Raw genomic sequence first — 15,823 nt, forward strand, 5'->3', positions numbered from 1 at the left:
TGCTAAAAAATCAAATATGAGGTGAATTAATATGTTATCTTTTAAAAAAACATTACCAATTAATGAACTGCAAGTAGGAATGGTTTCTGCTACAGATATAACCTTTCAAGGCAAAATATTACTAGGTAGCGGTATCGCTATTACAGACTCAATGTTAATTAATCTAAAGAAGAACTATATTATTGATGAGCTAGAGATTTATTTAGAGGATAATTCTAGCAAGTCTTTGAAACTTAAAACCGTAAAAGAACTTGAAAATACCTTTAATGAATTTTCTTCTAATTTAGAAAATATATTTGATAATATATCTACTTTAGAGACTCCTCAAATAACCGAAATAAGAACTTTTGCACAAAATATTCAACAAGAATTCACAGCAACAGGAATAGTCATTAGAAATATAATCTTCTATGGTAGTGGCAATGATTCAATTTATAGGCATAGCGTAAACGTAGCCGCTATTAGTTTTATACTAGGCAAATGGTTAGGGCTTGATGAAAAAGAACTGAGTTTATTAACCTATTCGGCAATATTACACGATTTTGGTAAACTGCAAATAAGTAAAGATATACTAAACAAAAAAGAAAATCTTACCCCTGATGAGTCTGATACTTTAAAGACACATCCCGTTGTAGGGTATCATTTTGTTAAACAGATTCCATATCTAGATCCTTCTGTGGGCCTTTCAGTACTGATGCACCATGAAAGAATGGACGGATCTGGGTACCCTCTACACGTTAGCAATGATAAAATACCAAAATTCGCTAAAATAATAGCTATTGCGGATGTATTTGACGAACTTAACTCTAACAGATATGTTAAAAAAATCAAAGGTCCACTGGAAGCTCTAAAAGTGATTCAAGATGAGAGTATTTTAGAACTTGAGCCCACATACTGCAATATGTTTTTAAATCACATAGTAACTTACTACATGGGTGAAAATGTACTGCTGAATGATAAACGTTCCTGCAAGATTATCCAAGTTCAAATAAATGATTTGACGAATCCTATTATGCTTGATGACAATGGATTCCTAGACTTAAAAAAAGAGAAAGATTTGTATGTTGAAACATTGGTAATCTAATAACCAATTTAAAGCCTATAGCTATATGCTATGTGAACATTTTTCAAAAATACATACCACATGAATGTCATAGATACATGATGTTCATGTGTATTTATTATTTAACAAATGTAATAGTAAATTGGAGTCCTACCCTCTCCTTTATCTTCTATTATAATTCTTGTATACAATTGATTTTCCTGAAGTTCCAAATTTATTGTTCCCCCTCCAGGAGTATGCTCTATGCCATTCTTAATAATATTAATAAGTGCTTCTTCAAGCCACAATCTATCATGCTTAAAACCTATTTCTCCATTTTCTTTAAAAATAATAAAAACCTTTCTCTCCAATGCATCTATTGCATCTTGCATTGTTTCATTTAAGCTTTGCTTCTCTTTCATAATTTCTATGGCTTTAGCATCTAATTTAGCTAACTTAAGTAAGTTTTTAATGAGCCAGTTCATCTTTTCTAGTTGGTTTTGGTTATTTAATAAAAATGCCACCCTTTTAGAGAAAAAATATAGATAGCATACTTTATATACCTTATCCACTGACTTCAGTGCTTTAATGTCATCCTCTATTTTATTATCTATAGTGGCCACTTGTGAGCTATGTGAGTTACCTGGTGGAACTGAGAAATAAATGTTTTTAAACTCATTAAGCTCTGATGATATATATATATTTATTTAAGTTTTTAGCAATATTACATATTTAACTAACTAATATAAAATACTAAGAAAATCAACAAAAACTGTATAATATAATCAGATAATTCTAAATTAAATGCTTTAACTTCACACAAAACTCACAATCATACTTTATAATTTAATGGAGGCGGTGTATATATGAATGAAAAAATACTTGTAATTGAAGATGATTTAGATATACAAGAAATTATACGTGAATTTTTGTGCGCAAGTGGATATGTTGTTGAAGTAGCTGAAGATGGATTAAAAGGTATTGATATATTTAATTCAAGTAAGTTTGATTTAGTGCTTCTGGATATAATGCTTCCTAAGATTGATGGCTTTGTTGTATGTGAAATCATTAGAAAAACATCTAAAATTCCAATTATAATGCTAACTGCATTAGAAGAGGAAGAAGATCAAATAAAAGGTTTCGAATTAGAGATAGATGATTATATAACCAAACCTTTTTCAGTTAATCTTTTAATTAAAAGAGTGGAAGCGGTAATTAGAAGAATAAATACTAATGGCGAAGAGTTAAAACTTAGCTTCGAAGATATTCTAATCGATACTACTTGCTTTAAGGTTTGGGTTGGTGGAAAAGATATAGAACTTACATCTAAAGAATTTGAAATTCTAAAGATATTTATTGAAAATAAAGGTAGAATTTTAACAAGAGAGATAATATTAAATCAGCTTTGGGGATATGACTTTTATGGCGATGCTAGAGTTATTGATACTCATATTAAAAATCTAAGGTGCAAACTAAAGATTGATTATATTAAGACAATTAGAGGTGTTGGCTATAAACTTGAAAAATAAAATGAAAAAAAGTATTACTTTTAAAATTTTTACAATCACATCTATATTGCTAATAGTATCAGCCATATGTATATATTTAATAATATACTTTATGTTACCAATTTATTATTATAATTATAAACTAAACAATGTAGAAACTGGACTAACGAAATTAGCTAGCACTGTACAAAGCCTTTCAATGGAAGAATCAAAGAAATATTTTGATGAATTTAATTTAAAATATACTGTTAGTTTGAATGTAGAAGATATGAAAGGAAATATAGTATATTCACCTTTAAATACTAGGTCACTTTATATGGGTGAAGATACTGATATACCAAAAGACTCCTTACCACTTCCAAACACAGTAATAGTGCGAGGAAGCAATACTTCTAACGAGGTTAGCAGTATTATTTCAAAACAGATAAAATTTTCAGATGATAATGAAATCTACACTATAAATGTTATCATTTCCTTGCAACCTATAAATGAAGCTTCAAAGGTTTTATTAAATTTAGTGCCCTTAATTGGAATTGTAGTCATTATTATATCAGTGGTAGGTTCCTTTATATATTCAAAGAAAATTACTAAGCCCTTAGTTGAAATAAATAAGAATGCGATACAGTTGGCAGCTTTAGATTTTGAAAAAAGCTGTGAGGTAAATAGTGAGGACGAAATAGGAGAAATTGCTTTAAGCTTAAATAAGTTAGCATCCAATTTGCAGCATACAATGGGTAAACTTAAAAATACTAATTTAAAACTTTTAGATGATATTGAAAAAGAACGGGAAATGGAAAGAAAAAGAAGAGAATTTACTGCTACAATTTCACATGAATTAAAAACTCCTATTACAATAATAAAAGGGCAACTTGAAGGTATGCTTGGAAATATAGGTATCTATAAGGATAGAGATAAATATATGAATAGATCCTTAGTAGTTTTGGATGATATGGAATCAATGGTTAGAGAAATACTTGAAATATCAAAATTAGAAGCTCATGGGTTTAAACCACAATACACTGAAATAAATCTATCCTACCTTGTTAACAATTGTCTTGAAAAACTCAGCTATCTTATAAGTCAAAAGGATATAAGTTTAAATTCAAAAATAGCTGAAGAACTATATATTCAGGGAGATGAAAAACTAATTAAAAAGGCCATATCTAATATTATTAATAACTCCATCACACATACAGAAAGAAATGAGAAGGTTCTTATAAATTTGTATGAGGATAATTATCTAATAGTATTAACTGTTGAAAATGGAGGTGTACATATAGACGAAGCGGAATTTGAAAATATCTTTGACCCTTTTTATCGTATAGAAAAATCTCGAAGCAGGAGTACTGGTGGCAGCGGATTAGGGTTATATATAGTAAAAAAAATACTAGAGGCCCATGCTTTAGAATATAAATTTACTAATACTCAATCAGGAGTTTGTTTTAAAATTATTTTTAACAGAAGCAATTAAGCTTCTGTTTTTTTGCGCCCTGAATGTTAGTACCCATTTATGACTTTCACCTACTTCATTCACGGTAAAAACATTTTAACTTCACCTTAACTACATAATTAAAAACTATAATAACATAAGAAAGATAAGAAAAAGAAGGAGGGTAACAAATGAATTTTATTAAAAGAGCAATACTAAGTGTTACTAAAAGGAAAAGTAAAACTGTACTACTAATTCTGATGTTTTGTGTTATAGGTAATATGGTGCTAGCTGGGTTAGCCATACAATCAGCTACTGCTAAAGTTGGTGTTCTTGCCAGACAAAAGCTTGGAGGTTCTGTATCTATTGACGTTGATAAGGAAAAGCTAAATGCTAAAAGCAAGGATGATAGTAGTGCTAGTCCAAGATTAAATATGAAGGATCTTGACAAACTAAAATCCTTAGAGCATGTTAAAGCATATAATTACTTAACGAACTCAATGGCTTTGGCAGAGAACTTTAAACCTATTAAAGAGAAAAATGAAAATGAAAATGAAAATGAGCCTAACCAAGAGTCAGGTATGGTGAAAATGGGTGATAATGGTGAACCAGAATTACAAAAGACACCAGATTTATTAATAGATGGTGCTTTATTTTCAAATCTTTATCCCGCGTTTACTGAAGGTAAAAATAAACTGGTTGAAGGACGACATTTAACACGTAGTGATGAAGGAAAAAATGTAACAATGATAAATAAAAAACTAGCAGATGCAAACAATTTAAAACTTGGAGATAAAATAAAAATAAAAGATACTGGAAAGGGAAAAGAAACTTTAGACTTAGAAATTGTAGGGTTATTTACAGATGATAAAACAGAACATACTCCTATGATGGATGTGTTTCCTTCTCTGACTCCTTCTAATACAATATATACACCTAATTCTGTAGCATCTTTAATGGATTCTTCATCTAAAGATACTTTTAACAAAGCTATTTATTTCTTGGATGATCCTATAAACATGGAAAATTTTAAAAAGGCTATAAAAAATTCTGGTATAGCACTAGATGATTTCAAAATAGATGCACAAGATTCGCTGTATAAACAGATGATGACACCTATTGAAAATGTTGGATCATTTTCAAAAACCATAGTTATTGTAGTCGCCATTGCTGGTACAGTAATTTTATCACTTTTAATAAATTTATCACTTAAGGACAGAAGATATGAAATTGGTGTATTGATGTCGCTTGGAGAAAGTAGATTTAGAATTATTGGTCAATTATTATTAGAACTAATAATTGTTGCTACTATAGCTTTTAGTATAGCTACATTTACCGGTAATAAGGTCTCGCAGAACGTAGGTAATACTTTATTACAAAATGAAATAAAGGCAAATGAAAAGGGAAAATCAGAATCCGAGTCAGCGATGATAGGCATGTATGCTAGCGGACCAGATATTGATGCTGATGCTATAGACAAAATAGATGTTAGCGTGAGTTCAAAAGATTTACAAAAATTATATCTAATGGGATTCATTGTAGTGATTTTAGCAACATCAGGTTCAGCAGTTTCAATACTTCGATTTAATCCAAAAACCATATTATCTAGAAATGATTAAGGAGGTTTTATAAAAATGAATACAATATTAGAATTTAAAAATGTGAGTTATCATTATCAGGATGGTTCAAAAAAAGCAACGATTTTAAAGCAAATAGATTTTAAATTTGAAAAAGGAAGTTTTTACACAATACTTGGCTCCTCTGGTTCAGGAAAAACTACATTTCTTGCTTTAGCTAGTGGCTTAGATACATCCAAAGCTGGAGAGATATTATATGAAAAAAAGAATATAACAAATATAGGGCTTACTAATTATAGAAATAAATATATTGGTATAGTATTTCAATCCTACAATTTAATACCTTATATGTCAGCTCTACAGAATGTTTTAACAGCAATGGAAATAACAAAGATTAAAATAGAAAATAAAAAACAAAAAGCTTATGATTTACTAGAAAAAATGGGTTTAACAAAAGATGAAGCCCGTAGAAACGTATTGAAGCTAAGTGGTGGACAGCAGCAGAGAGTAGCAATAGCACGCGCTCTTTCCTCAGAAGGAGATTTGATAATTGCAGATGAGCCAACTGGAAATCTTGATGCTGATATTGCAAGTGATATAGTAAATATATTTAAATCACTGGCTCATAAGGAAAATAAGTGTGTTATAGTCGTTACTCACTCTAGTGAAGTAGCCTCTCAATCGGATATTATACTTAGACTTAAAGGTGGTGTGTTAGTTAAATCTTAAGTTTTATTAGAGAATCCTTTTATATGAAATCCCCCCAACCTAAGAGGTTGGAGGGATTTCACTATTAGATACAGGCGATATTCATGTAAAAGCACTCCTAGCCTCTTCACTAATCTATGACTTTCACCTACTTGATTCATGTTAAAAACATTTTAACTTCACCTTAACTACATAATTAAAAACTATAATAACATAAGAAAGATAAGAAAAACAAGGAGGGTAACAAATGAATTTTATTAAAAGAGCAATACTAAGTGTTACTAAAAGGAAAAATAAAACTGTACTATTAATTCTGATGTTTTGCGTTATAGCTAATATGGTGTTAGCTGGATTAGCTATACAATCAGCTACTGCTAAAGTTGGTGATCTTGCTAGACAAAAACTTGGAGGATCTGTAGATATCTCTCCTGATTATGAAAAACAAGCAAAATCGCGAAAATCATCAGATAATCTACCTAAGCTACATATGAAGGATATAGATAAACTAAAATACTTAAAGCATGTTAAATCATATAATTATTTACAGTCAATAAATGTTATGGCCGAGAACTTTAAACCTGTTAAAGCTAAAAAAGATGACAATAAGGATACATTGCCTAAAGCTCAGCCTGATTTATCATTGAAAGCTACTTTATATTCAAATCTTCATCCTGATTTTACTGAAAGAAAAAGTAAACTGGTTGAAGGACGAAATTTAACAAGTAGCGATGAAGGAAAAAATGTAACAATACTAAATAAAAAACTAGCAGATGCAAATAATTTAAAGCTTGGAGATAAAATAAAAATAAAAGCTGAACAGGGAGAAGAAACTTTAGACTTAGAAATTGTAGGGTTATATACAGCTGATGAAACTAAATCTGATCCTAGGCTGGCTACTTTATTGGCTAAATATGCTTTTATGAATCCTTCTAATAAAATATATACACCTATTTCTGTAGCCTCATCCTTAGGTGATTCTTCATCTAAAGGTACTATTCAAAAAGCTACTTATTTCTTGGATGATCCTATAAACATTGAAAATTTTAAAACAGATGTAAAAAATTCGGGTATAGCACTAGATGATCTCAAAATAGATGCACAAGATTCGCTGTATAAAAAGATGATGAGACCTATTGAAAATGTTGGATCATTTTCAAAAACCATAGTTATTATAGTCGCCATTGCTGGTACAGTAATTTTATCACTTTTAATAAATTTATCACTTAAAGACAGAAGATATGAAATTGGTGTATTAATGTCTCTAGGAGAAAGTAGATTTAGAATTATTGGTCAATTATTATTAGAACTAATAATTGTTGCTACCATAGCTTTTAGTATAGCTACATTTACCGGTAATAAGGTATCGCAGAACGTAGGTAATACTTTATTACAAAATGAAATAAAGGCAAATGAAAAGAAAAAAACAGAATCACCATCAAAACCCGGATTAGTGATTAGTATGGATACGAGTAGTAGCGAACCATTGCCTGATGCTGATGATTATGCCATAGACAAAATAGATGTTAGCGTGAGTTCAAAAGATTTACAAAAATTATATCTAATGGGATTCATTATAGTGATTTTAGCAACATCTGGTTCAGCAGTTTCAATACTTCGATTTAATCCAAAAACCATATTATCTAGAAATGATTAAGGAGGCTTTATAAAAATGAGTACAATATTAGAATTTAAAAATGTGAGTTATCATTAGAAGTAGCCTCTCAATCGGATATTATACTTAGACTTAAAGGTGGTGTGTTAGTTAAAGCTTAAATTTTATCAGAGAATCCTTTTATGTGAAATACTCCCCACCTATGAGGATTAAATCGTCTCCTGCGGAGCTGCACCGCTTCGCAGAAGATAAATTAATAACTGGCATTCATATATATTCATCATTTAACAAATGTAATAACAAATCTAGTTCCTATATCTATCTTACTTCGTACTTCAATAATCCCATTATGCGCTTCAACTATTGATTTTGAAAGGGCAAGTCCTATTCCAATAGAATCACTTTTCTTTGAGGTCTTCCCTTTATAAAACCGCTTAAATACATTCGGTAAATCAGCCTCATTTATCCCTTCTCCTGTGTCTTCTATTATAATTCTTGTATACAAAGGGTTTTCCAAAAGTTCCAAATCTATGGTTCCACCGCAAAGCGTATGCTCTATTCCATTCTTAATAATATTAATAAGTGCTTCTTCAAGCCACAATCTATCATGCTGAAAAACTATCTCTTCTTTTTCTTTAAAAGTAATAACAACCTTAGCCTCAGATGCCTTGCTTTCTAGTGCATCTATTACATCTTGCACCGTTTCATTTAAGCTTTGCTTCTCTTTCACAATTTCTATGGCTTTAGCGTCTAATTTAGCAAGTTTAAGGATATTTTTTATAAGCCAGTTCATCTTATCTAGTTGGTTTTGATTATTCAATAAAAAATCCGCCCTTTGCTTTGGAGTCAACTGCTTTGTAATCATAATATCATTATATAAAATTACAGATGAAAGCGGAGTTTTTAGCTGATGAGATATATCTGATAACAAATCTACTAGAAATTGTTTTTCTCGCCTAAGATCATTTAAATTACTCCTAATGATTCCTCTCATAGAGTTAAAAGAAATTGCCAGTTTTGAAAAATCCCCTTCTTTATTTTCATTTAGAGCTATGTCATAATCCCCCTCAACTACCTTCTTTGCAGCAAAGGTTAATCTTCTTATCCTTTTATAGAAAAAACCATATTGAAAATAATTAAGTGTGAATAATATAGCAGCCATAATAATAAAAATAAAAATAATTGAATAGTTGTTTTTTATAATCGCCCTACTTACATAGGGGAATAGCTCATCTTCCAAACCTTCTGTTAACCCATATTGCTTTAAAAAAACACTTCCACGTGTAGCTTCTTCCTTAGAAACCTCCTTTGTAATAAGTGGTATAATCTCCTTTTCCATTTCAGGATTTTTTTCAACTACCCTTGCGCTAATTGCTCCTAAACTTTTTATATATTCAGCCTTTAAATTATCATTATGGGTTTTTAAACACAAAGCTGTAATAATTAAAAATAGTGTCATTAAAAACAAAAGAACTGCTGTGCTTATTTTAAGTTCAGAATTATTAAAATATCTTTTCATAGTAATCTACTCCTTATTCAGCACCGCAGGTGCTGCCATCACCTTAGGTGTTGCACATCCTTATTCCACTTATACCCTAGTCCACGTCTATTAACTATATACTGTGGTTCTCTTGGATCATCTTCTATTTTGTCTCTTATTCTCTTAATATAAACAGATAGTGTGTTTTCATCAAAAAAAGGATCTTCCCCTTCTAATAATTCACACAGTATCTCATCCCTCTTCATTAAAGCATTAGGATTATTGATAAATATTAATAAAAGCTTATATTCTTGTGCTGTAAGATTTATAATATCACCATTTTTTCGAACTGTTCCTTTTATATTATCAACAAGTATATTTTCACTTTTCAGCATGTTTCCTGATGATATATTTTTAGAATTACGCCTTATAGCTGCCTTTATTCTTGATATAAGTTCTCTAACCCGAAAAGGCTTTGTTATATAATCGTCTCCACCTATTTCAAGACCTTGAACTACATTAACCTCATCATCACAGGCTGTTAAAAATATTATAGGCACATCACTTTTGGTTCTTATGTACTTACATAATTCATATCCGTTGCCATCAGGCAGGTTAACATCTAATAAAACTAAATCGAACATCTCCACTTGAAATAATTTTTTCCCACCTTCTACTGTTGGGGTTCTAGAAACTTCGTATCCCCCATCTTTTAGAGAAAACTCTATGCCAAGGGCCAATGATTCATCATCTTCAACCAATAATAATCTATCCATAATTTTCACCTCATTTTTAATATTGTAAACAATTAATACCTTAATAATACCTCACTTGTTCGTTAAGTTAAAGGGAACCACAGCGTAAATTAGAAAAGAGAAGATCATTATTAATAATCTTCTCTAACTGCTTGAATTGAATTTTCTTTTTTGTTCCTTGAAAGTCTTGGTAACACTGAAATATACCTGGCATTTTCTATTCCTATTTATTGAGACCAAAGGTGAACTGTTGCCTGGATAATTTACATTTCCAAATCATTTCTCCTTTAATTTTCTACAATTGCATAATTTATATCTATTTTTTTTACTTCTGATAATTTATTATTAACTTTTGCTTTATCTTTCTCACTTTTACAATCCATAGTTCCTTTTTTAAATCTAATAAGACACACATTTGTTTCTAATCCGCCTATAATTTTATAAGTATCATTATCCGTTATAATTATTGTGCCTTTTTCTTGTGGGTAATAACCTATCCATGAATAATTTCCATATTTTAAGGATATATCTACTCCTTTAATATTTAACTTTTGCATTGTTTTAGTACCTCCTAAAATAATACTTTGCTTATCATCAATATTCGGTATATCTGTAAGTAAATTTGTGTCTATTTTTCCATTATTTTCATCACTTTTTCTAATACGAAATAATTGATCTTTTAACATAGCTTTTGCCGTCTCTTTAGTCATTATTAAATATTTATCAGTAACTATCACGGTTTCCCCGTCAACAACAACAGGCGGATTATCTTTAGTTACAAGTTTGTATTTATAATCTTTTGTATATTTAGTATTGTCTTTATAAGCATCCTTTGCTTTGCTAATACTTTGATTTTCTCCACTTATTATAATTGCATTGAAAGGATAGCTTTCTCCTTTTAAATAAAGTTTTACCTTTTGTGCTGCAAAAACAACTACAACAACTACTATAATAGTAGCAACAACCCCTATAATCCATTTGTTTATTTTTTTCATAAATATAATCTCCTCTATTCCATGAATTTATTTTTTGTGTAATATAATATTATTAATAATCTTCTCTAACTGCTTGGATTAAATTTTCTTTTTTAATTCTTGATAGTGGTGATAGTACTGAAATATACCCTATTACTATAGACGCAACTGCCGCAATAGCTATTGCCTCCCAAGGCATTTTCCATCCCATCTCTCTAACTGAACCCATTGATTTAAACATCATAAAGGATATGCCACAGCCAATTATAGAGCCATATATAGCACCAACGATGCCATAAAGAAGTCCTTCTAGCACAATCATTTTCTTTAAACCCTTTTGAGTTAGCCCTATGGATTTTAATGTAGCAAACTCTCTTTTTCTGAGAATAATATTTGTTGTTAATGTATTTATAATATTAACACTTCCTATTAATGAAACCACTAGTACAAATCCATACAATAATATTTTCACCATTAATATTGAAGATTTTTCTTTTCTATTATTATCTATATTATTTATTACCGTTAGTGAATTATTTGATTTTATGGCAGCTTCTATTGCTATTTTCGCTGCATCTTCATTTTTTACATCTTTAAGAACTATGTTTAAGTTTGTAGGTTTAATCTCCTTAATATCTATTAATTTCTTTCCCATTTCTTCTGATGTGATTATTTTCAATCCATTTTGAGATCCGGAATAATCAAAAGTTTCACTCTCAAGAATTGCCATAACCTTTACTTTATTAACTTTGCCCTTGCCAAATTCAACCTTTGCTTTATTAGATTCACCCTGTTTAAAAGCATCATGTTGAAGGTCTATTTCATCTCCTACTTTTATATCCGCTATTGGTCCAACATACGTTTTCTTTGTATTTTCATTATGTACTCTATTTTTGTTAATTAAGATTACTCCATTTTCAGTATTTAGTTTTTCTATATCAATATTTCCTGACTTTAGATATTTTTTAGAAGCTTCTAGTGAATCCACATCATAAATCATAATAGAACTTTCCATAAGGGTTTTCTCCACTCCATCTAAAGTCCCTTTTATATATATGTTTTTCATATCTTGAATTTCCTTAACTTCACTGTTTTTGCTTATTGTCATATCGAAAAAATATTGATTGAATACTCTATATACCTTATCAACTGACTTAAGTGCTTTAATATCATCTTCTATTTTACTATTTATGAAGTTTTCTTTTCCATCTCCACTACTTTTCACAACTGTAAAGTGAATGTTTTTTGATTCATTAAGATTTGATGATATATTAAGTGACATATCCATGAAGGATTTAAAAGTGACAAATAACACCACACTTATTACTATTGAAAAAACAGTTATTCTATATCTTTTTCTATTTCTCTTAATATTTTTAGCAGCCAGTGCTCCTTCAAATCCAAATATTCTTTGAATAACTCTGTTCTTTCTTCTTTTTATTTTTTCCTTTGTTATAGAAGTTCGACCACTTATAGCATTTAATGGTGAAATCCTACCTGCAAAATATGCTGGCACAAGTGCTGATAGGTATATTGCTGTAAGCCCTACTGCTGCGCTTATGTATAAAACTATATGTGATATAAAAATTTTCATAGGCATAACTGAATCTGCACCAATTAATTTAAATGCAATACTTATTCCATGTATAGCTATAATACTGCATATGAGTCCTAGTGGAATAGCAATTACTGAAAGTATTGTTGCTTCTCTTAGGACAATCTTTCTTATTTGCCTTGGAGTAGTTCCCACTGCTCTTAAAAGTCCAAACTGTTTAATTCGCTCTACAACACTTATTTGAAATGAATTATATATTACGGCTATTGTTGATATTAAAACTATTCCAATAATTATTGCTAATGTTACATATAATCCTCCAAGGCTTGAACTAGAATCACCTGCTCCCTGCATTTGTAATAAATAACTGTTCTCCGTAACGGTATCTTTCGCGCCTAGCTGCTTTAATTCATTCACGGCAGTTTTTAAGTTTGCTTTTGAGCTTATTTCTACAAGTAACTGTGCATTTTGCTTGTTAATATTATTATTTTTAGATAAAATTAATCCATTACCATTTAACTGATTTTGCACATTATCCTCCAGCATTCCTACAAGAGTGTATTCTTTGTTGTCAACCTTAATTTTATTTCCTACTTTAGCATCCTTATCAATATGTGATAAGGCCCACTTTTCCATTGCTACTTCATTTTGATTTTCTGGCAATCTACCTGTTTTTGCTTTATAAGGAAAAAGTTCTAAAGCCTTATCTGTTGCTGTTATTACGTTAACAAGTAATTTATCACCTATCTTTATTTCTTTACCTATATTATATAATCCAGACCTGGCTACTTTTGGATTATTAACTATTTTAGATATTAACTTTTCATTGGTTTTTTGAAATGCTAAATGATAAGCACCTCCACTGTTTATGGCATTCTCTATCTGTGAAACCTGCATTTCTTTAAAGAAGAGTCCTATTGTAGATATAAGTGCAACTGATAACATTATTCCAATAATTGCAAGTGTGGTTCTCTTCTTATTTTTCTTTAAATATTTCCCTGTAAGCTGTTTATAACTAGTTATCATCTCTTTTCCTCCTCTAGTTTACTTTTAAGTTTTTGTCCGAAGTTATTTCACCATCTTCAATAGTAATAACTCTATCTGCCATATTTGCTATATTAACGTCATGAGTAATAAGTATTAATGTTTGATCATATTTTTTAGCCGTAAATTTTAATAATTCCATAACATCTTTTGAATTTTTAGTATCAAGATTTCCTGTTGGTTCATCTGCAAGTATTATTGACGGCTTATTAAACACCGCTCTACCAATTGATACCCTTTGCTGTTGACCACCTGATAATTCTGATGGAAGATGATTTTTTCGTGAGCTAAGTCCTAATACCTTAATAAGCTCTTCCAAATAAATTTTATCCACCTTATCATTATCAAGAAGTGCTGGCAGTGCTATATTTTCTTCTACATCTAAAATAGGTAGTAGGTTATAAAACTGAAATACAAAACCTATTTTTCTTCTTCTAAACACTGCAAGTTTTTCTTCTTTATAATCATAAATACTTTCTCCATCAATAACTACATTCCCAGATGTTGGTCTATCCAGTCCTCCCAGTAAATGAAGAAGTGTACTTTTTCCTGAACCTGATGCTCCCACAATTGCTACAAACTCACCTTTAGCAATTGATAAATTTATATTTTTAAGTGCCTCCACCTTGTTTTCACCTTTACCATAAGTTTTATTTAAATTTTCAACCTTTAAAATTTCCATTTATATCTCTCCCTTTTTTTGTTTCTCGTTTTCTCATCACTATATACATATTATACTTCTCGCAGCCTTCACATTCCATGTCGCTCAGCTTACAAAACAAAAGGTTATCTTACAGAGTTGTAAGTTAAGCCGCGATATTTTCCTAAGTCGTCACAAGTAAAAACGCCACAAACTTTTATTGTTTGTGACGTCTAATTAGAATATTCCGAATTAATTTTCGTAAGTAGCTTCTTAAATCTATTTAATGCTATTAGCTTTATAAAATGATAAAACAAATAAAATGGATAAAATAAAAGAAATTTTATTGCCAATTAAATTATTAGGATATATGATAATAAAAATGTTTACAGTATTGTATATAACAACAATAATAAATGTTATTACAATATATATATTGTTAATCCTTTTTCTAAATATAGCTATAAGTAAGAGTATAGCTATATTTAATGATAATAATGTATATTTATATAATATTAAACTTATCATATTATATAAATAAAAGCTATTTAAGACAAAAGTAATAGTAACCAAACATAGTAAATAGATAGCATACTTATTTTTAATAATCTTTTTCATATTCATAATATCATCCTTTCTGTTTCATAGTATTTCGCACTTAAATACAGTTGCGACGTTAAATTCTAAGATTACGAAGTAACTTCATCTCTCATATATTGCGAACGAAAAGAATATTTTTTATTCTTTTAAAGACTTTAAAAAGTATAATGTTAAATCATCATCATTTTCACATTTTGTATACGGTACTAATTGCTTTCCGTTATACCAAACTCCTGTCCCATCTGGAATATATCCCCGTTTTACATACATTCTCTGAGCAGAACCATATCCATTATGAAGACCCACTGAAAGAGAAACATAATCACTTTTCTCTTTTGCGAGATTCTCTGCAACATCCATAATCCTGCTGCCGATACCTCTCTTTTGATATTTAATAAGAACATTAAAGTCAACAATTTCAGGTATGTTCTTATCTGCAAAAGGTCCAACTTTAGCATAAGGAAGCAATGTAACATAGCCAGCAACATCACCACCTATTTCTGCAACAATAACTAATTTTTCTTTGTTTTCTTGCTGATTGTAATATTCACTAAATAATTCGTTTGATTTATGCCAGCCTTGTTCTGCGAAACCATCAACAAATTTTTTTATGTCACTTTTCATCATTGAGCGTAAAGCCAAATTATCATTATTATAATAAATCATCTTAATCCCCCTTGAAATTTAAAATTAAATCACTAAGCGTTACTACGCAATTTGAATAGGTTTGGATTCAGAATGCGAATTAACTTAGATTACGCATATTGTATTTCTAAAGCTGTTTTCCACGCATTATAAAAATCATTGATAGATTGGTAACGTTGACTTTTATCATTATTTGTAGCTTTTTTTGCTACCAAAAATAACTTTTCTGAAGCTTTCCATTGCTCAATATTATG

Annotated in this window: 13 protein-coding genes; 6 read left to right on the top strand and 7 right to left on the bottom strand. The window is 29.9% G+C overall.

Annotation, left to right across the window (positions count from 1 at the left end; genetic code table 11):
• The first annotated feature begins 31 nt into the window (after positions 1–31).
• The gene (locus ACREV6_RS14180; protein WP_431578689.1) at positions 32–1,084 is read left to right on the top strand and encodes an HD-GYP domain-containing protein; all 1,053 of its coding nucleotides are present in this window, start codon (positions 32–34) and stop codon (positions 1,082–1,084) included.
• A 101-nt stretch (positions 1,085–1,185) separates the two neighbouring features.
• Here the strand turns inward: ACREV6_RS14180 and ACREV6_RS14185 are convergent, their stop codons facing one another.
• Complete coding sequence (locus ACREV6_RS14185; RefSeq protein ID WP_431578690.1) at positions 1,186–1,665, bottom strand: sensor histidine kinase; 480 nt, start codon at positions 1,663–1,665, stop codon at positions 1,186–1,188.
• A 243-nt stretch (positions 1,666–1,908) separates the two neighbouring features.
• Between ACREV6_RS14185 and ACREV6_RS14190 the strand changes: the two genes are divergently transcribed.
• The 5 genes from ACREV6_RS14190 to ACREV6_RS14210 all read left to right on the top strand — a co-directional run bounded on the left by ACREV6_RS14190 (position 1,909) and on the right by ACREV6_RS14210 (position 7,918).
• On the top strand, positions 1,909–2,571 hold the full coding sequence (locus ACREV6_RS14190) for a response regulator transcription factor (protein ID WP_431578691.1): 663 nt from the start codon (positions 1,909–1,911) through the stop codon (positions 2,569–2,571).
• A gap of 1 nt (position 2,572) precedes the next feature.
• Complete coding sequence (locus ACREV6_RS14195; protein WP_431578692.1) at positions 2,573–4,021, top strand: HAMP domain-containing sensor histidine kinase; 1,449 nt, start codon at positions 2,573–2,575, stop codon at positions 4,019–4,021.
• 149 nt (positions 4,022–4,170) lie between these two features.
• A complete protein-coding gene (locus ACREV6_RS14200; RefSeq protein ID WP_431578693.1) occupies positions 4,171–5,598 on the top strand; it encodes an ABC transporter permease in 1,428 nt (475 codons plus the stop codon).
• 15 nt (positions 5,599–5,613) lie between these two features.
• Entirely contained in the window at positions 5,614–6,285 is a 672-nt protein-coding gene (locus tag ACREV6_RS14205; protein WP_431578694.1) for an ABC transporter ATP-binding protein, read from the top strand.
• A 226-nt stretch (positions 6,286–6,511) separates the two neighbouring features.
• On the top strand, positions 6,512–7,918 hold the full coding sequence (locus ACREV6_RS14210; protein WP_431578695.1) for an ABC transporter permease: 1,407 nt from the start codon (positions 6,512–6,514) through the stop codon (positions 7,916–7,918).
• Positions 7,919–8,156: 238 nt separating this feature from the next.
• Here ACREV6_RS14210 and ACREV6_RS14215 read toward each other — a convergent pair whose 3' ends face one another.
• The 6 genes from ACREV6_RS14215 to ACREV6_RS14240 form a co-directional block, all read right to left on the bottom strand.
• A complete protein-coding gene (locus ACREV6_RS14215) occupies positions 8,157–9,395 on the bottom strand; it encodes a HAMP domain-containing sensor histidine kinase (RefSeq protein WP_431578696.1) in 1,239 nt (412 codons plus the stop codon).
• A gap of 38 nt (positions 9,396–9,433) precedes the next feature.
• Positions 9,434–10,132 carry a response regulator transcription factor gene (locus ACREV6_RS14220; protein ID WP_431578697.1) on the bottom strand — a complete coding sequence of 233 codons (699 nt, stop codon included), beginning with the start codon at positions 10,130–10,132 and terminating at the stop codon, positions 9,434–9,436.
• A gap of 266 nt (positions 10,133–10,398) precedes the next feature.
• Positions 10,399–11,106 (bottom strand): lipoprotein BA_5634 family protein, encoded by a 708-nt coding sequence (locus ACREV6_RS14225; protein ID WP_431578698.1) that lies wholly within the window; start codon positions 11,104–11,106, stop codon positions 10,399–10,401.
• Between the two features lie 52 nt (positions 11,107–11,158).
• Positions 11,159–13,666 (bottom strand): ABC transporter permease, encoded by a 2,508-nt coding sequence (locus ACREV6_RS14230; protein ID WP_431578699.1) that lies wholly within the window; start codon positions 13,664–13,666, stop codon positions 11,159–11,161.
• Between the two features lie 13 nt (positions 13,667–13,679).
• Entirely contained in the window at positions 13,680–14,366 is a 687-nt protein-coding gene (locus tag ACREV6_RS14235) for an ABC transporter ATP-binding protein (protein ID WP_431578700.1), read from the bottom strand.
• A gap of 696 nt (positions 14,367–15,062) precedes the next feature.
• On the bottom strand, positions 15,063–15,590 hold the full coding sequence (locus ACREV6_RS14240) for a GNAT family N-acetyltransferase (protein WP_431578701.1): 528 nt from the start codon (positions 15,588–15,590) through the stop codon (positions 15,063–15,065).
• Positions 15,591–15,823: the final 233 nt, after the last annotated feature.

It is taken from the genome of Clostridium sp., assembly GCF_050717515.1.
Classification (GTDB): domain Bacteria; phylum Bacillota; class Clostridia; order Clostridiales; family Clostridiaceae; genus Clostridium_AD.